Source organism: Streptomyces clavifer, from assembly GCF_036345975.1.
GTDB lineage: Bacteria > Actinomycetota > Actinomycetes > Streptomycetales > Streptomycetaceae > Streptomyces > Streptomyces clavifer.
In genome coordinates, this window is sequence record NZ_CP107793.1 from 1,616,763 (window position 1) to 1,634,172 (window position 17,410).

Annotated in this window: 12 protein-coding genes, 2 rRNA genes and 1 pseudogene; 2 read left to right on the forward strand and 13 right to left on the reverse strand. The window is 69.7% G+C overall.

What is annotated here, in order from left to right; translation table 11 throughout:
• Position 1: 1 nt before the first annotated feature.
• The 5 genes from OG927_RS06810 to OG927_RS06830 all read right to left on the reverse strand — a co-directional run bounded on the left by OG927_RS06810 (position 2) and on the right by OG927_RS06830 (position 5,411).
• On the reverse strand, positions 2 to 1,093 hold the full coding sequence (locus OG927_RS06810; RefSeq protein WP_330319848.1) for a glycosyltransferase family 4 protein: 1,092 nt from the start codon (positions 1,091 to 1,093) through the stop codon (positions 2 to 4).
• Positions 1,094 to 1,553: 460 nt separating this feature from the next.
• The gene (recN, locus tag OG927_RS06815) at positions 1,554 to 3,299 is read right to left on the reverse strand and encodes a DNA repair protein RecN (protein WP_056786057.1); all 1,746 of its coding nucleotides are present in this window, start codon (positions 3,297 to 3,299) and stop codon (positions 1,554 to 1,556) included.
• An 81-nt stretch (positions 3,300 to 3,380) separates the two neighbouring features.
• The gene (locus OG927_RS06820) at positions 3,381 to 4,304 is read right to left on the reverse strand and encodes an NAD kinase (RefSeq protein ID WP_056786050.1); all 924 of its coding nucleotides are present in this window, start codon (positions 4,302 to 4,304) and stop codon (positions 3,381 to 3,383) included.
• The gene (locus OG927_RS06825; protein WP_056786048.1) at positions 4,301 to 5,116 is read right to left on the reverse strand and encodes a TlyA family RNA methyltransferase; all 816 of its coding nucleotides are present in this window, start codon (positions 5,114 to 5,116) and stop codon (positions 4,301 to 4,303) included. Before OG927_RS06825 ends, OG927_RS06820 begins: the two co-directional genes overlap by 4 nt.
• Before the next feature lie 7 nt (positions 5,117 to 5,123).
• Positions 5,124 to 5,411: a hypothetical protein gene (locus OG927_RS06830; protein ID WP_199862745.1), complete on the reverse strand. Its 288-nt coding sequence runs from the start codon at positions 5,409 to 5,411 to the stop codon at positions 5,124 to 5,126.
• Between the two features lie 42 nt (positions 5,412 to 5,453).
• Between OG927_RS06830 and OG927_RS06835 the strand changes: the two genes are divergently transcribed.
• Positions 5,454 to 5,801: an SCP2 sterol-binding domain-containing protein gene (locus tag OG927_RS06835; protein ID WP_330319849.1), complete on the forward strand. Its 348-nt coding sequence runs from the start codon at positions 5,454 to 5,456 to the stop codon at positions 5,799 to 5,801.
• A gap of 12 nt (positions 5,802 to 5,813) precedes the next feature.
• Here the strand turns inward: OG927_RS06835 and OG927_RS06840 are convergent, their stop codons facing one another.
• From OG927_RS06840 to OG927_RS06855, 4 genes are all read right to left on the reverse strand, one after another.
• Positions 5,814 to 6,617: an ABC transporter ATP-binding protein gene (locus tag OG927_RS06840; RefSeq protein ID WP_056787409.1), complete on the reverse strand. Its 804-nt coding sequence runs from the start codon at positions 6,615 to 6,617 to the stop codon at positions 5,814 to 5,816.
• Positions 6,618 to 6,685: 68 nt separating this feature from the next.
• A complete protein-coding gene (locus tag OG927_RS06845) occupies positions 6,686 to 7,714 on the reverse strand; it encodes a FecCD family ABC transporter permease (protein ID WP_056787405.1) in 1,029 nt (342 codons plus the stop codon).
• A gap of 86 nt (positions 7,715 to 7,800) precedes the next feature.
• Positions 7,801 to 8,802 (reverse strand): FecCD family ABC transporter permease, encoded by a 1,002-nt coding sequence (locus tag OG927_RS06850; RefSeq protein WP_056787402.1) that lies wholly within the window; start codon positions 8,800 to 8,802, stop codon positions 7,801 to 7,803.
• Positions 8,803 to 8,922: 120 nt separating this feature from the next.
• Positions 8,923 to 9,951: an HAD hydrolase-like protein gene (locus OG927_RS06855; protein WP_056786045.1), complete on the reverse strand. Its 1,029-nt coding sequence runs from the start codon at positions 9,949 to 9,951 to the stop codon at positions 8,923 to 8,925.
• Positions 9,952 to 10,023: 72 nt separating this feature from the next.
• On the opposite strand from OG927_RS06855, the gene OG927_RS06860 reads away from it, so the two are divergent.
• The gene (locus tag OG927_RS06860) at positions 10,024 to 11,304 is read left to right on the forward strand and encodes a DUF1015 family protein (protein ID WP_209470782.1); all 1,281 of its coding nucleotides are present in this window, start codon (positions 10,024 to 10,026) and stop codon (positions 11,302 to 11,304) included.
• Positions 11,305 to 11,373: 69 nt separating this feature from the next.
• Here OG927_RS06860 and OG927_RS06865 read toward each other — a convergent pair whose 3' ends face one another.
• From OG927_RS06865 to OG927_RS06880, 4 genes and pseudogenes are all read right to left on the reverse strand, one after another.
• Positions 11,374 to 12,120 (reverse strand): tetratricopeptide repeat protein, encoded by a 747-nt coding sequence (locus OG927_RS06865; protein ID WP_124282814.1) that lies wholly within the window; start codon positions 12,118 to 12,120, stop codon positions 11,374 to 11,376.
• A 123-nt stretch (positions 12,121 to 12,243) separates the two neighbouring features.
• Positions 12,244 to 13,731: pseudogene (locus OG927_RS06870) on the reverse strand (hypothetical protein); the annotation flags it as partial.
• Between the two features lie 109 nt (positions 13,732 to 13,840).
• A 5S ribosomal RNA gene (gene rrf / locus OG927_RS06875) occupies positions 13,841 to 13,957 on the reverse strand.
• A 133-nt stretch (positions 13,958 to 14,090) separates the two neighbouring features.
• A 23S ribosomal RNA gene (locus OG927_RS06880) occupies positions 14,091 to 17,215 on the reverse strand.
• Positions 17,216 to 17,410 lie beyond the last annotated feature (195 nt).

Sequence of the window (17,410 nt, forward strand, 5' to 3'; positions counted from 1 at the left end):
CTCAGGCGGGCACGGACCCCGTCGGCTTCGCCAACTCGTCGTACACGGCGAGCACATGGGCGATGGTGTCGTCCTCGGTGGGCCAGCCCGCGGCCTGTGTCCGCCCCGCCCAGGCGAGGCGGTCCCGCTGTTCCGGTGCGGCGAGGAGCCGGACGACGGCACCGGCCAGGGCCTCCGCGTCGCCGTACGGCACCAGCTCGGCCGCGTCGCCGACGAGTTCGAGCAGTCCGCCGCTCCCGGCGGCGACCAGCGGCACACCGAGCCGCAGCGCCTCCTGTGCGAGCACCGGCCGGGCTTCCCCGCGTCCGGGCAGCACGGCCAGGTCGGCGACCGCGAGGATCCTGGCCAGGTCGTCGCGGCAGCCGGTGAGGACGACGGGCAGCCCCTCCTCCGAGATCCGCCGCCGCAGGGCTTCGGTCCGGCGCCCCTCCCCCACGACGACCAGCAGGGGTACGGGGTCCAGTGCGCGCCACTCGCGGGCGGCGTCCAGCAGCGTGTCGTGGCCGTGGTGCGCGTGGAGGCTGCCGGCCGAGACGATCAACGGCCTTTCGACCACGCCCAGTTCGACACGCGCCTTGCCGTCGTGTTCGGTGCCGGGGAAACGGCTCGCCGGGATCGAGAGCGGCGCGAGCCGTGCGTCCCTGGCGCCCCTGCGACGGGCCCGGTCGACGAGCTCCGAGGACGAACCCAGCACGACGGCCGCCGCACGGGCGGCCCTTCGCTCCAGCAGGCGCAGCAGTCCGCCGCGGGCACCTTCGGCGTGCGTACGGGTCCGCCAGGTCACGACCAGCGGGGTGCTACGGCCGCTGAGCGCGATCCCGGTGCGTACGGCGGCGTGCAGCCCGTGCGCGTGGACGACGTCCGCGTCCGCGCAGGCGGCGCGCAACGCGGCGACGGCCACGGGGTCGGTGCGCCGGGGCACGGGGGCGAAGCGGGCGCCGAGCGCGGGGAAGTCATGGGCACGGTCGGCACCGGCCGGGGCGCAGACGGTGACCTGCACCCCCCTGGCGACCAGACCCGCGGTGAGCGAGGTGACATGAGCGCTGCTTCCGGCACCTCCGCCCAGGACTTGGACCGTACGCAGCTGTGACACGTCGAATGGCTCCCGGGGCTCCCGAGTCGGCGGAATGTACAGCGCCAAGGATGCCAGTCCGTACGCACGTTCCGGGACTGACGAAACGTTGTTCCCGTCCGCGCGGAGACGACGGAAGGGGCGCCCCACCCGTACGAGTGGAATCCGTGGCGCGAAATTGACGCAAGAGGCGCCCGGAACCCGCCCTCCGGAACGGGTCCGGGGCGGGGTCCGGGCGCCTCCCGCGTGCTGACCGGTCCGAGATCCGGTGCGTACGGTGTCCCGTTCGAGCCGCTGTCGCCCGATGATTCCGATGTGTCCGGTGCACCGACCGGGTCCGGCTCCGAAGTGGGGTCCCGGGCGGTCCGGGACCGAAGTCCGGAGGGCTCCGGCCCGGATCACGGGGCCGGGGCGGGCAGGGTGGCCGGGCGGGCAGGGTGGCCGGGGTGGCCCCTCCTCGGCAGCTCGCCGGAAGGCGGCGCTACCCGTCCGTCCGCGCGGTCGCCAGCAACTCCTCCGCGTGCGCCCGGGCCGTCTCCGAGTCCTCCTGGCCGGCGAGCATCCGTGAGAGCTCGCGCACCCGGTCCTCACCCTCCAGGACCGTGACCCCGCTCCTGGTGACCGAGCCGTCCACCGTCTTCTCGACCAGCAGCTGCCGGTCGGCGAAGGCCGCCACCTGGGGCAGGTGCGTGACCACCACGACCTGCGCGGACCGGGCGAGCTTGGCGAGCCGCCGGCCCACCTCCACGGCCGCCTTGCCGCCGACGCCCGCGTCGACCTCGTCGAAGAGGTACGTCGGTACGGGGTCGGAACCCGCGAAGACCACCTCGACGGCGAGCATCACCCGCGAGAGTTCACCGCCCGACGCGCCCTTGGCGATCGGCCTCGGCTGGGCCCCGGGGTGCGGGGCCAGCAGGAGCTCGACCTCGTCGGCCCCGGACGGCCCGTAGACCACGCTCCGGCCGCCGATGTCGATGCCGGACGCCTCGTCCACCGCCTCGGTCTGGCGGATGGCGAAGGAGACCCGGGCGTGCGGCATCGCGAGCGACGCCAGCTCGTCGGTCACCGCCGCGGCGAAGCGCGCCGCCGCCTCGGTGCGCGCGTCGGTCAGCGCCTGGCCGAGTCCGGAGAGCTCGGCGCGCAGCGCGTCGCGCTCGGCCGTCAGCTCACCGATCCGGTCGTCGTCGCCCTCGAGCTCGGTCAGCCGGGCAGCGCCCTCCTCGGCCCAGCCCAGCACGGCGGTGATGTCCTGGCCGTACTTGCGGGTGAGCACGGTGAGCGCGGCGCGCCGCTCCTCGACGGCGGCGAGCCGCAGCGGGTCGGCGTCCAGCTGATCGGCGTACCCGGCGAGTTCCCCTGCCACATCGGCGAGCAGGATCGAGATCTCACCGATCCGGTCGGCGAGCGCGGCCAGTGCCGGGTCGTGGGCCCGCACGGCGTCCAGGGACCGTCCCGCGGCCGCCACCACGGTGGTGGCGTCCACACCCTCCTGGTCCTCCGGATCGCCGGCGAGCGCCGCGTGGGCGAGCGCGGCGGCGGAGGCGAGGGCCTCGGCGTGCCCGAGCCGTCCGGCCTCGGCGGCGAGCTCGGCGTCCTCCCCGGCCAGCGGTGCGACCGCGGCCACCTCGTCGAGGCCGAAGCGCAGCAGGTCCGCTTCCTGGGCGCGCTCCCTGGCCCGCGTGGTCAGCTCGTCGAGCTCCACGACGACCGCGCGCAGCCGCCGGTAGGCGACCGTGTACGCCGCGTGCGGCACCGTGACGCCGTCGCCCGCGTACCGGTCGAGGGCCCCCCGCTGCCGCGCGGGCTTGAGGAGCCCCTGCTGGTCGGTCTGGCCGTGGACGGCGACGAGCTCGTCGGCGAGCTCGGCCAGGACTCCCACGGGCACGGATCTGCCCCCGAGGTGGGCCCGGGAGCGTCCTTCCGCCGAAACGGTACGGCTGATGAGCAGCGCACCGTCCTCGATCTCGGCCCCGGCCTCCGCGGCGCGCAGTGCCGCCGCGTCGCCCTCGGACACCGTGATCCGCCCCTCGACGACCGCGGCCTTGGCACCGATCCGCACGAGAGCGGGGTCGGCGCGTCCGCCGAGCAGCAGCCCGAGGCTGGTGACGACCATGGTCTTGCCCGCGCCGGTCTCGCCCGTCACCGCGGTGAAACCGGGTGACAGCTCCACCACCGCGTCGTCGATGACTCCGAGCGACCGTATCCGCATCTCCTCCAACACGGACATGACCTTACGAGGTCCGGGGGCCGCTCCGCCAAGGCCCCCGGCCTTCCGTTCACTCTCCCGGGCGGCGGGGGCCTTCGCAGCTCAGTGCGGCGCGCCCCGCCAGCCCTGCACGGGGAGCGCGAACTTGGCGACCAGACGGTCCGTGAACGAGGCCTGGTGCAGCCGTGCCAGCCTTACGGGCACCGCGCCGCGCCGCACCTCGACCCTGGCGCCCGCGGGCAGCTCCACGGTCCTGCGCCCGTCGCACCACAGGACCCCGTGCGGGGTGTGCGGCTGGACCTCCACGGCCAGGACGGACGTGGGCGAGGTCACCAGCGGTTTGGCGAACAGCGCGTGGGCGCTGATCGGCACCATCAGCAGGGCCTCGACCTCGGGCCAGACGACGGGGCCGCCCGCCGAGAAGGCGTACGCGGTCGAACCGGTCGGGGTGGCGCAGACGATCCCGTCGCACCCGAACCCGGTCACCGGACGGCCGTCGATCTCCAGGACGACCTCCAGCATCCGCTCGGGCGAGACCTTCTGCACGGCCGCCTCGTTGAGCGCCCAGTCGGTGTGCACGACGTCTCCGTTGCTGTGCACGACGACGTCGAGCGTCATGCGTTCCTCGACCTGGTACGCACGGGTGACGACCCGGTCGACGACCTTGTCCAGGTCGTCGCGCTCGGCCTCGGCGAGGAAGCCGACCCGTCCGAGGTTGACGCCGAGCATCGGTACGCCGGAGGCCCGGGAGATCTCGGCGCCGCGCAGCAGCGTGCCGTCACCGCCCAGCACGATCAGCAGTTCGCAGCCGTCCACCGCCGTGGGCGTGGCGTCCGTGACCGTCACCACGGAGGGCGGCAGCGGCAGGTCCGCCGCCTCCACGGCCAGCACCCGCACGCCGAGGCCGTGCCGGAGCAGGCCCTGGACGACGAGCTCGGCGCTGCGGATCGCGGCCGGGCGGCCGGTGTGCGCCAGCAGGAACACGGTTCGCGCCGCGTTCTCGGGTTGTGCCGCATGCGTCGTCAACGAGGCCCCTCCGCCACTGCACGGTCGACATCCGCGGGATCCAGTTCAGGTGCTCCGGCCCGCAGCCACAGAAAGTATTCGACATTTCCCGACGGCCCGGGCAGCGGGCTCGCCGTGACACCCCGGACACCGAGGCCCAGCAGCCCGGCCCGGCGCGCCACTTCGCGCACCGCTTCGGCCCGCAGCTCGGGGCTGCGGACCACTCCTCCGCTGCCGAGGCGCTCCTTGCCCACCTCGAACTGCGGCTTGACCATGAGGACCAGGTCCGCGTCGGGGGCGGCGCAGCGCGCGAGGGCCGGCAGTACGAGGCCGAGCGGAATGAACGACAGGTCGCCCACCACCAGGTCCGCCGCCTTCCCGTCGATCTGCTCCAACGTCAGTTCCCGTACGTTGGTACGGTCCTTGACGGTGACGCGTTCATCGGACTGCAGCGACCAGGCGAGCTGCCCGTACCCGACGTCGACGGCGACGACATGGCCGACGCCGGCCCGCAGCAGCACATCGGTGAAGCCTCCGGTCGACGCCCCGGCGTCCAGCGCCCGCCGTCCCTCCACGGTCAGCCCGAGCGGTACGAAGGCGGCGAGCGCGCCCGCGAGCTTGTGCCCGCCCCGCGAGACGTACTCGGGGTCGCTGTCGTCCTTGGTCACGACGACGGCCGCGCTGGTCTCGACCTGGGTGGCGGGTTTGCTCGCGGTGTTGCCACCGACGGTCACCCGCCCCGCTGCGATCAGCTGGCTCGCGTGCTCACGCGAGCGGGCCAGCTTGCGGCGTACCAGCTCGGCGTCGAGGCGGCGACGTGCCACTCCTGCCACGTTCGGTTCAGCTCCTGTTGTCGTGCGCGGGCGTCGGTGCGGGTGCGGGCCGGGCGTCCAGCGCGGTCAGCTCGTCGCGCAGCCCACGGTGTACATCCTCGTACACCTCGGTGTGCCCGTCCGCCGGGAGGTGGTCGGCGTCGGCCAGACGCTCCAGCCGCGCGTCCACTCCGGCATGCCCGGTGGGGGTGCGTACGACGCCGAGCGGGGCGGGCGGGGCGGTGTCGTAGGAGGGCGCGGCGGGCGGGGGTGTGGCCTCGGGGACCGTCTCCGGATCCGGCATCCAGTCGCTCATGCCGGAACGCTACCGCGAAGCGCTGGGGTACCGTCGGTGACGATGGCGACCTTGGAGGAGTGCCGCAGTGCACTCGACACACTTTCCGGCAACCTGGCATCGGCGGACGGCGACGTGCGCGGCGCTGCCTCCCTCGACCGCTCGTTGAGCTGCCACATCAGGGATCTCGACGTGACGTTCACCGGACGGCTGGCGAACGGCCGGATCCGGGTGCTCGACACGGCCGACGGCCCGCCCCGCGAGAAGGCCGAGATCCGGCTCGCCATGACCGGGGACGATCTGGTGGCCCTGGTGGACGGTGAGCTGAACTTCGCGAAGGCCTGGGGGTCGGGCCGGGTCCGGCTGGAGGCGGGCTTCCGCGATCTGCTGAAGCTCAAGTCCCTGCTGTAGCCGGCGCCGGGGTCAGGCGGCAGCCCGCACCCGCTTGCCGCGGGCGGCCGGGACGACGAGCGGCGTTCCCGTCTCGGGGTCCTCGATGACCTGGCACCGCATCCCGAACACCTCCTCCACCAGCTCCGCCGTGACGACGTCCCCGGGGGCGCCCTCGGCGACGATCTCGCCCTTGCGCAGGGCGATGAGGTGGGTGGCGTACCGGGCGGCGTGGTTCAGGTCGTGCAGCACGGCGACCAGGGTGCGGCCCTGCTCCTCGTGGAGTTCCGCGCAGAGGTCGAGGACGTCGATCTGGTGCTGGATGTCGAGATACGTCGTCGGCTCGTCGAGCAGCAGCAGCGGGGTCTGCTGGGCGAGCGCCATGGCGATCCAGACACGCTGGCGCTGGCCGCCGGACAGCTCGTCCACGTAGCGGTCGGCGAGTTCACCGACGCCGGTGGACGCCATGGACTCCACGACGATCCGCTCGTCCTCGGGCGACCACTGGCGCAGCAGCCCCTGATGCGGGTACCGGCCGCGCGAGACGAGGTCGGCGACCGTGATGCCGTCGGGGGCTATGGAGGACTGGGGCAGCAGTCCCAGGGTCCGTGCGACCTGCTTCGCGGGCAGCCTGTGGATGGACTGTCCGTCGAGCAGGACCTCCCCCGCACTCGGCTTCAGCATCCGGGAGAGCGCGCGCAGCAGGGTCGACTTGCCGCAGGCGTTGGGGCCGACGATCACCGTGAAGGACTGGTCGGGGATCTCGACCGAGAGGTTCTCGGCGATGACCCGCTGGTCGTAACCGAGGGTCACCGAATCTGCGGTGAGGCGCTGCATGGTCGTACTCCCGGAGGTGGTGGGGTGCGGCTGCGAGGTGTCCGGTGCCTTCGCCGGCGGACCCGGCTTCATATGCGTCCCGCCCTGCGCTCGGACACCAGGAGCCACAGGAGGTAGCAGCCGCCGAGCACACCGGTGACGACGCCGACGGGGAGCTGCCGGTCCCCGAAGGCGTTCATCGCGGTCCAGTCGGCGACGAGCAGCAGCGCCGCGCCCGTGCAGGCAGCGGCGGCCAGGTTGGGCCCGGGTGAGCGGGTGAGCCTGCGGGCCACCTGCGGGGCGCTCAGCGACACGAAGACGATGGGGCCGGCGGCGGCCGTGGCGACGGCGACGAGGATCACGGCGCAGCCCAGCAGGACCAGCCGGGTGCGTTCCACCCGTACGCCCAGGGCGTGTGCGGCGTCGTCGCCCATCTCCAGCATGCGCAGGGCCCGTCCGTGGCCCAGGACCAGGGGGACGAGCACCGCGCAGACCCCGAGCAGCGGCCAGACCTGCGCCCAGTCACGGCCGTCGAGCGAGCCGGTCATCCAGACGACGGCGCGGGTCGCGTCGACGAGGTTGGCCTTGGTGATCAGGTAGTGGGTCGCGGCGGTGAGCATCGCGGCCGCTCCGATGCCGACGAGGACGAGCCGGTAGCCGTGCACGCCCCGTTTCCAGGCCAGCAGGTAGACGGCGACCCCGGTGAGCATGCCTCCGGCGACGGCGCCCGCGGCGACCTCGGCCGGCCCCCCGCGGAAGAGCACGATCACCATCAGCGCGCCGACCGCGGAGCCCTGTCCGAATCCGAGCACGTCCGGGCTGCCCAGCGGGTTGCGGGAGACGCTCTGGAAGACGGCACCGCCCACGCCCAGCGCGGCACCGACCAGCAGCCCGACCAGGACCCTCGGCAGCCGCAGGTCCGTGACGATGAACTCCTGCTGGAACGTTCCTTCGCCGAACAGGGTGGTGAGGACCTCGCCCGGGGTCATGGCGAAGTCGCCACTGCCGATGAGCACCACCGCGGCCGCGGCGGCGGCAGCCATGAGCAGCACGATCACGGTGAACGCCCGTGCGTCCACCCGGAAGGAGAGCCCGCCCGGCGTGCGGACGGCGTGCACCGTCCTCGTGGTGTTCCGCGTGGGCCCGGTGCCCGGGGCGGGCCCGGGGCCGGTGTCCTGTGCGGCCTCGGCGTCCTGTGCGGCCTTCACAGCTGGGCCATCCTCCTGCGTCGTACGAGATGGATGAAGACCGGCCCGCCGAGCAGCGCGGTGACGATGCCGACCTGAAGCTCGGAGGGGCGGGCGACGACCCGGCCGACCACGTCCGCGCCGAGCAGCAGCACGGGCGCGAGGACGGCCGCGTACGGCAGGATCCATCGCATGTCGGGGCCGGTGATGGTGCGGACCAGGTGCGGGATCATCAGCCCGATGAAGACGATCGGCCCGCACGCGGCGGTCGCCGCCCCGCAGAGCAGCGTGACCGCGACCATGGCGAGGATCCTGGTGCGGGTCAGATGGGCGCCGAGCGCCCTGGCGGTGTCGTCCCCCATCTCCAGCGCGTTCAACGGCCGGGCGATGAGCAGGGAGATCAGCACGCCGAGCGCGATGAAGGGCCACACCTTGCCGACCGTCTCCATGTTGGCGGAGGCCAGCGATCCGACGGTCCAGAACCGCAGCCGGTCCAGCGCAGCCGCGTCCAGCAGCTGTACGGCGTTGACGTAGCCGAAGAGCGCCGCGGTGACCGCCGTCCCCGCGAGCGCGAGGCGGACGGGGTTGGCGGACCGGCTGCCGCCGAGCAGGTACACCGCCACGGACACGATCGCCGCGCCGCCGAACGCGAACCAGACGTAGCCGGTCAGCGAGGTCACGCCGAAGAAGCTGATGGCCGAGACGACGGCCGCGGACGCCCCCGCGTTGACACCCAGCAGACCGGGCTCGGCGAGGGGGTTGCGGGTCAGTGCCTGCATCACCGCTCCGGCGAGGCCGAGCGCGGCTCCGACGATCAGCCCGAGCACGGTGCGCGGGACGCGCACATCACGCACCAGGACGTCGCCGTTGCTCCCCGCGTAGTGGAACAGGCCGTGCCAGACCTCGGACAGGGGCAACGCCTTGGCACCGATCGCGATACTCGCGAGGCACACCAGCACCAGGACACCCACAGCGACCAGAAGCCCTGCGGCGCGCACCGCATGGCGCCCGGCAGGCAGGGGCTTCGCCGGCGCGGCTGCGGAGCCGGCACGCGATTCGGGGGGATTCTCGACCAACACCAGGTTAGGTTAGCCTATCCTCCGGCCCTCTCAACTGCCCGGTTCCGTACGCCGTCCCGGCTACAGTCCGAGCCTGGCGAGCGCCTTCTCCGCGTCGAGCCCGCACGCACCTTCCCCGGCATGTGTCCATGCCGCACCGCACAGGGCCCGCAGCCCGTCCAGCGCGTCCCCGTCGCCGTCCAGCACGAGGGCGTCCCCGCGCACCGCCGCCGTCCAGCCGCCGCACCGGATTCCGTCGCCGTCCTCCGTCACCTCGGGCTGACCGGTCAGCAGTCCCCGCAGGTCCCGGTCGACGTAGGTCGGCCGGTACTTCGGCTCGGCGGCGAGCAGCTGCGCGGCGTCGGTGACCCCGGTGAGGACCAGCAGCGAGTCGACGCCCCCGTTGAACGCACCCTCGATGTCCGTGTCGAGCCGGTCCCCGACGACGAGCGGCCGCTCGGCCCCGGTACGCAGCACCGTCTCGCGGTGCATCGGCGGCAGCGGCTTGCCCGCCACCTGCGGCTCGGCGCCCGTGGCGATCCGTACGACCTCCACCGCGGCTCCGTTGCCCGGTGCGATGCCGCGGGCGCTCGGAATCGTCAGGTCCGTGTTGGAGGCGAACCACGCCGCCCCGCGCGCGATCGCGTACGCCGCCTCGGCGAGGCGCCCCCAGGCCAGGTCGGGCCCGCCGAACCCCTGCACCACCGCGACCGGATCGTCGTCCGCCGACTCCACCGGCACCAGGCCCCGCTCGCGCAGCGCGACCAGCAGCCCCTCACCACCGACCACGAGCACCCGGGCCCCCGGCGGCAGCTGATCGGCCATCAGCCGAGCGACCGCCTGCGCGGAGGTGATCACATCGGCCGGCTCGGCCGGCACTCCCAGCTCCGTCAGGTGTTCCGCCACGGCGTCCGGCGTCCGGAGGGCGTTGTTCGTCACATACGCCAGCCGCATTCCGCCGTCCCGCGCGGTACCGAGCGATTCGACGGCGTGGAGGATCGCATGCCCGCCCGCGTACACCACGCCGTCGAGATCGAGCAGCGCCGTGTCGTACGCCTCGCTCAGCGCCGTACTGCTTCCGAGCGGCCGGGACCTGTACTGCTGACTCATACGCCTACGCTCCTCTTTCCATGCTTATCCCCCGATCATCCCGCATCGCCGGAGCGCACATACGATGCGGGGATGAACACATCCGGGCCCGCCGCCGGTCAGGGGCTGCGGCTGATCCCCTTCCGCGGCCTGCGGTACGTCCCCGAACGGGTCGGCAGCCTGGCCGCGGTGACATCGCCCCCTTACGACGTCGTCGTACGGCCCGACGGGCTGCACCACCTGGAGTCAGCCGACCCGTACAACATCGTGCGGCTGATCCTGCCGCAGGCCGGCACCGCCGCCGAGCGCCACCAGCAGGCCGCCGAGACGCTGAAGCGCTGGCTCGCGGAGGGCGTCCTCGCCCCCGACCCGGTGCCGGCGCTGTACGTGTACGAGCAGTCGGCGGGCGACCTCCTGCAGCGCGGGGTGATCGGAGCTCTGGCCCTCTCCCCCGCGGCCGAGGGCATCGTCCTGCCGCACGAGGACGTCATGGCCGATGTCGTGGAGGACCGCGCCGATCTGATGCGCACCGCGGCCGCGCACTTCGAACCGCTGCTGCTCAGCTACGCCGGCGACGGCGGACCGGTCGGTGCGACGGCCGTCATCGAGCGTGTGGTGGAGCGTCTGCCGCTCCTGACCACGACGACCGAGGACGGCTTCGGCCACCGCCTGTGGGCCGTCACGGATCCCGCCGAGCAGGCGGAGATCGCCTCCGACCTCGCCTGCCGCCAGGCGCTGATCGCCGACGGCCACCACCGCTGGGCGACCTATCTCAGGCTCCAGCGGGAGCAGTCCGCCCCGGGCCCGTGGGACTTCGGACTGGTCCTGCTGGTCGACACGGCCCGCCATCCCCTCCAGGTCCGTGGCATCCACCGGCTGCTGCGCCGCCTCCCGGTGGCGGACGCGCTCGCCGCCCTGGGCAGCGGATTCCGGGTCCGGACCGTCGAAGGGCCGCTCCCCCACGCCCTCGACGCGCTCGCGGCAGCCGCTGCGGAGGGCAACGCCTATCTGCTCGCGGGCGACGGCCGCTTCCATCTGGTCGACGGGCCGGACGAGCGGCTGCTGTCGCGCACGGTCCGCGCCGACCGGCCGGCGGCCTGGCGCACGCTCGACGCGACCGTGCTGCACTCCACTCTCCTCGACCATGTCTGGCGGATCCCCGACGCACCGGAGCACATCGGCTACATCCACGACGCGGCCGCGGCGGTCGAGCAGGCGGAGCGGCACGGCGCCACGGCGGTGCTGATGCACCCGGTGCGCGAGGACGTCGTCCGGGACCTGGCCAGACAGGGCGTCACCATGCCCCGCAAGTCGACGTCGTTCGGGCCCAAGCCGGCCACGGGCCTGGTCCTGCGCAGCCTCCACACCGACTGACGGCCCCCGGACGAGAAGAGGGCGGCACCCGTTGCGGGTGCCGCCCTCTTCTCGTCGGTGCGTCAGTGCTTACGCCTTCGAGGTGCCGTCCTCGTCGTCGAGGTCGACATCGTCCTCGTCGTCCTCCAGGGCATCGACCTCAGCGGCGTCCTCAGCCGTTTCTGCCGTGGGCGCCTCGGCCGGCTGCTCGTCGTCGTCTCCGAGGACGTCGACGAACTCCACACCGTCGAGCGCGGCCAGCCGGTCCGACGCGTCGGTCGATCCGTCCTTGTCGGCCTCCAGCGCCTTGCCGAACCATTCGCGGGCCTCGTCCTCACGCCCTGCTTCCAGGAGCGCGTCCGCGTAGGCGTACCGCAGGCGCGGCGTCCACGAGTGGACGGAGCTGGAGGCGAGCTCAGGGCCCTGCAGCGTGACGATGGCGGCGTCGATCTGCCCCATGTCCCTGCGGGCTCCGGCGGCCACCAGACGCATCTCGACCTGACCGGCCTTGTCCAGCTTCTGCACCTCGGGCTCCCCGGCCATGGCCATGGCGCGCTCGGGGCGCCCGAGTCCGCGCTCGCAGTCGGCCATGACGGGCCACAGTTCCACGGAGCCGGTCATCCGACGGGACGCCCGGAACTCTGCCAGAGCCTCCGCGTACTTCTGCGTGGCGTACGCGGCGAAACCGGCAGCCTCACGAACCGCGGCGACGCGCGACGCCAGACGCAGGGCGATACGGGAGTACGCGTACGCCTCCTCGGGTTCCTCGTCGATCAGCCGGGCCACCATGACGAGGTTCCGCGCGACGTCCTCGGCAAGGGTCTTCGGCAGGCTCATCAGCTCCTGTCGGACGTCCTTGTCGATCTCGTGGCCGGTGACGTCGTCCGGGATCGGAAGCCGCTTGATCGGCTCACGGTCGCGGTCGTCACGTCCCTGGTAACCACCGCGGTCGTCCCGCCCGCGGAATCCGCCCCGGTCGTTGCCCCGGTCGTTGTCGCGACGGGGCGCACGGTCGCGGTCACTGCTGCGGTCGTCACGGCGGAAGCCACCGCCGGTGCCACCACCACGGTTGTCGTCACGGCGGAAGCCACCGCCGGTGCCACCACCACGGTTGTCGTCGCGGCGGAAACCTCCGCCGGTGCTGCCACCGCGGTTGTCGTCACGACGGGGAGCGCGGTCGTCACGCCGTTCGAAGCCACCGCCCGTAGGACGGCCGCCGCGGTCGTCACGCTGCTGACCACCGCGGTACCCACCACGGTCGTCGTCACGACGGAAGCTGCTCGGCCGGTCGTCGTCGCGGCGCGGGGCACGATCGTCGCGGCGGAAGCCACCGCCGGTGCTGCCACCACGGCTGTCGTCACGACGCGGGGCACGGTCGTCGCGACGCTCGAAGCCACCGCCACTGGGGCGGCCGCCGCGGTCGTCACGCTGCTGACCACCGCGGTACCCACCACGGTCGTCATCGCGACGCGGGGCACGGTCGTCACGGCGGAAGCCACCGCCACCAGTGCCACCACCGCGGCTGTCATCACGGCGGAAGCCACCGCCGGTGCCACCACCACGGTTGTCGTCGCGGCGGAAACCTCCGCCGGTGCTGCCACCGCGGTTGTCGTCACGACGGGGAGCGCGGTCGTCGCGACGCTCGAAGCCACCGCCCGTAGGACGGCCGCCGCGGTCGTCACGCTGCTGACCACCGCGGTACCCACCACGGTCGTCGTCACGACGCGGGGCACGGTCGTCACGACGCTCGAAACCGCCACCACGGTTGTCGTCACGACGAGGCGCACGGTCGTCACGGCGGAAGCCACCGCCACCAGTGCCACCACCACGGCTGTCGTCACGGCGGAAACCTCCGCCGGTGCTGCCACCACGGCTGTCGTCACGACGGGGAGCGCGGTCGTCACGCCGTTCGAAGCCACCGCCCGTAGGACGGCCGCCTCCACCGCGGTTGTCGTCGCGGCGGAAGCCACCGCCGGTGCTGCCACCACGGCTGTCGTCACGGCGCGGGGCACGGTCGTCGCGACGCTCGAAGCCACCGCCCGTAGGACGGCCGCCGCGGTCGTCACGCTGCTGACCACCGCGGTACCCACCACGGTCGTCATCGCGACGCGGGGCACGGTCGTCACGGCGGAAGCCACCGCCGGTACCGGCACCACGGTTGTCGTCGCGGCGGAAGCCACCGCCGGTGCTGCCACCACGGCTGTCGTCACGACGGGGAGCGCGGTCGTCACGCCGCTCGAAGCCACCGCCCGTAGGCCGGCCGCCTCCACCGCGGTTGTCGTCACGACGGAAACCGCCGCTGGGACGGTCGTTGTCACGTCGAGGCGCGGAGGAACGGTCGTCACGAGCGCCTCGGAAGCCGCCCCTGTCACCGGCGTCCCGGCGACGCGGCTCGCGCTCCGGACGGTCGTCGGAAGAGTTGGTGGACATGGGGGTGACTCCTGTCATCGGGTACCACAGACATTCTCGCGCAGCCGACCAGTCGACGCGCTTCGGGAAAAACAAAAGGACCCCTGGTCCCAGCATGAACGCTGGGACCAGGGGTCCTTGAAAGATTGTTCGGCGGCGTCCTACTCTCCCACAGGGTCCCCCCTGCAGTACCATCGGCGCTGAAAGGCTTAGCTTCCGGGTTCGGAATGTAACCGGGCGTTTCCCTAACGCAATGACCACCGAAACACTATCGGCCAACCCTGGAACACAGGGTATCGGCACTTAGCGAACAAGCACACTTTTCAATTAAGTAGTGAAACTGTTCAACCAGCACGACTATTCGTGGCCTGGGAACAACACAGTGGACGCGAGCAACTGAGGACAAGCCCTCGGCCTATTAGTACCAGTCAGCTCCACCCGTTACCGGGCTTCCACATCTGGCCTATCAACCCAGTCGTCTACTGGGAGCCTTAACCACTCAAGGTGGTGGGAATACTCATCTCGAAGCAGGCTTCCCGCTTAGATGCTTTCAGCGGTTATCCTTTCCGAACGTAGCCAACCAGCCATGCCCTTGGCAGGACAACTGGCACACCAGAGGTTCGTCCGTCCCGGTCCTCTCGTACTAGGGACAGCCCTTCTCAATATTCCTACGCGCACAGCGGATAGGGACCGAACTGTCTCACGACGTTCTAAACCCAGCTCGCGTACCGCTTTAATGGGCGAACAGCCCAACCCTTGGGACCGACTCCAGCCCCAGGATGCGACGAGCCGACATCGAGGTGCCAAACCATCCCGTCGATATGGACTCTTGGGGAAGATCAGCCTGTTATCCCCGGGGTACCTTTTATCCGTTGAGCGACAGCGCTTCCACAAGCCACTGCCGGATCACTAGTCCCGACTTTCGTCCCTGCTCGACCCGTCGGTCTCACAGTCAAGCTCCCTTGTGCACTTACACTCAACACCTGATTGCCAACCAGGCTGAGGGAACCTTTGGGCGCCTCCGTTACTCTTTAGGAGGCAACCGCCCCAGTTAAACTACCCATCAGACACTGTCCCTGATCCGGATCACGGACCCAGGTTAGACATCCAGCACGACCAGAGTGGTATTTCAACGACGACTCCACAACCACTGGCGTGGCCGCTTCAAAGTCTCCCACCTATCCTACACAAGCCGAACCGAACACCAATATCAAACTATAGTAAAGGTCCCGGGGTCTTTCCGTCCTGCTGCGCGAAACGAGCATCTTTACTCGTAGTGCAATTTCACCGGGCCTATGGTTGAGACAGTCGAGAAGTCGTTACGCCATTCGTGCAGGTCGGAACTTACCCGACAAGGAATTTCGCTACCTTAGGATGGTTATAGTTACCACCGCCGTTTACTGGCGCTTAAGTTCTCAGCTTCGCACACCCGAAAGTGCACTAACCGGTCCCCTTAACGTTCCAGCACCGGGCAGGCGTCAGTCCGTATACATCGCCTTACGGCTTCGCACGGACCTGTGTTTTTAGTAAACAGTCGCTTCTCGCTGGTCTCTGCGGCCACCCCCAGCTCACCGAGTAAATCGGATCACCAGTGATGGCCCCCCTTCTCCCGAAGTTACGGGGGCATTTTGCCGAGTTCCTTAACCATAGTTCACCCGAACGCCTCGGTATTCTCTACCTGACTACCTGAGTCGGTTTAGGGTACGGGCCGCCATGAAACTCGCTAGAGGCTTTTCTCGACAGCATAGGATCATCCACTTCACCACAATCGGCTCGGCATCAGGTCTCAGCCTTAATGTGTGACGGATTTACCTACCACACGGCCTACACCCTTACCCCGGGACTACCACCGCCCGGGCTGGACTACCTTCCTGCGTCACCCCATCGCTTACCTAGTACAAGTCTGGTTCATCGGCTCCACCACTACCCTCAACTCCGAAGAGATCGGGCCGGCTTCACGGACTTAGCATCGCCTGATTCAGTATTGGGCGTTTCAAAGCGGGTACCGGAATATCAACCGGTTGTCCATCGACTACGCCTGTCGGCCTCGCCTTAGGTCCCGACTTACCCTGGGCAGATCAGCTTGACCCAGGAACCCTTAGTCAATCGGCGCACACGTTTCTCACGTGTGTATCGCTACTCATGCCTGCATTCTCACTCGTGAACCGTCCACAACTCGCTTCCGCGGCTGCTTCACCCGGCACACGACGCTCCCCTACCCATCCATACGGGCGTTGGCCCTATGTGTATGAATGACACGACTTCGGCGGTACGCTTGAGCCCCGCTACATTGTCGGCGCGGAATCACTTGACCAGTGAGCTATTACGCACTCTTTCAAGGGTGGCTGCTTCTAAGCCAACCTCCTGGTTGTCTCTGCGACTCCACATCCTTTCCCACTTAGCGTACGCTTAGGGGCCTTAGTCGATGCTCTGGGCTGTTTCCCTCTCGACCATGGAGCTTATCCCCCACAGTCTCACTGCCGTGCTCTCACTTACCGGCATTCGGAGTTTGGCTAAGGTCAGTAACCCGGTAGGGCCCATCGCCTATCCAGTGCTCTACCTCCGGCAAGAAACACACGACGCTGCACCTAAATGCATTTCGGGGAGAACCAGCTATCACGGAGTTTGATTGGCCTTTCACCCCTAACCACAGGTCATCCCCCAGGTTTTCAACCCTGGTGGGTTCGGTCCTCCACGAAGTCTTACCTCCGCTTCAACCTGCCCATGGCTAGATCACTCCGCTTCGGGTCTAGAGCGTGCAACTCAATCGCCCTATTCGGACTCGCTTTCGCTACGGCTTCCCCACACGGGTTAACCTCGCTACACACCGCTAACTCGCAGGCTCATTCTTCAAAAGGCACGCAGTCACGACTGCTGTTCCGAAGAACAACAGCGACGCTCCCACGGCTTGTAGGCACACGGTTTCAGGTACTATTTCACTCCGCTCCCGCGGTACTTTTCACCATTCCCTCACGGTACTATCCGCTATCGGTCACCAGGGAATATTTAGGCTTAGCGGGTGGTCCCGCCAGATTCACACGGGATTTCTCGGGCCCCGTGCTACTTGGGTGTCTCTTAAACGAGCCGTTGATGTTTCAGCTACGGGGGTCTTACCCTCTACGCCGGACCTTTCGCATGTCCTTCGCCTACACCAACGGTTTCTGACTCGTCTCACAGTCGGCAGACTATGAAAAAGAGATCCCACAACCCCGTATGCGCAACCCCTGCCGGGTATCACACACATACGGTTTGGCCTCATCCGGTTTCGCTCGCCACTACTCCCGGAATCACGGTTGTTTTCTCTTCCTGCGGGTACTGAGATGTTTCACTTCCCCGCGTTCCCTCCACACTGCCTATGTGTTCAGCAGCGGGTGACAGCCCATGACGACTGCCGGGTTTCCCCATTCGGAAACCCCCGGATCAAAGCTTGGTTGACAGCTCCCCGGGGACTATCGTGGCCTCCCACGTCCTTCATCGGTTCCTGGTGCCAAGGCATCCACCGTGCGCCCTTAAAAACTTGGCCACAGATGCTCGCGTCCACTGTGCAGTTCTCAAACAACGACCAGCCACCCATCACCCCACCCTTACAGGTGAGTTCACTGGGGCCGGCAACCGAAGACCGTGACTCAACGAGCCCGTACCTTCAGATACCCAACAGCGTGCCCGACCCGATCAACCCGTCCCTGTTTTCCACGCCGAAGCAGTACTCACAACAACT

Excerpts from the sequence above, each read along its gene's own strand:
- OG927_RS06830 (WP_199862745.1), bottom strand. The coding sequence starts at position 5,411 with ATGAGCGACTGGATGCCGGATCCGGAGACGGTCCCCGAGGCCACACCC.
- OG927_RS06860 (WP_209470782.1), top strand. The coding sequence starts at position 10,024 with ATGAACACATCCGGGCCCGCCGCCGGTCAGGGGCTGCGGCTGATCCCC.
- OG927_RS06835 (WP_330319849.1), top strand. The coding sequence starts at position 5,454 with ATGGCGACCTTGGAGGAGTGCCGCAGTGCACTCGACACACTTTCCGGC.
- recN (WP_056786057.1), bottom strand. The coding sequence starts at position 3,299 with ATGTCCGTGTTGGAGGAGATGCGGATACGGTCGCTCGGAGTCATCGAC.
- OG927_RS06865 (WP_124282814.1), bottom strand. The coding sequence starts at position 12,120 with ATGAGCCTGCCGAAGACCCTTGCCGAGGACGTCGCGCGGAACCTCGTC.
- OG927_RS06855 (WP_056786045.1), bottom strand. The coding sequence starts at position 9,951 with ATGAGTCAGCAGTACAGGTCCCGGCCGCTCGGAAGCAGTACGGCGCTG.
- OG927_RS06840 (WP_056787409.1), bottom strand. The coding sequence starts at position 6,617 with ATGCAGCGCCTCACCGCAGATTCGGTGACCCTCGGTTACGACCAGCGG.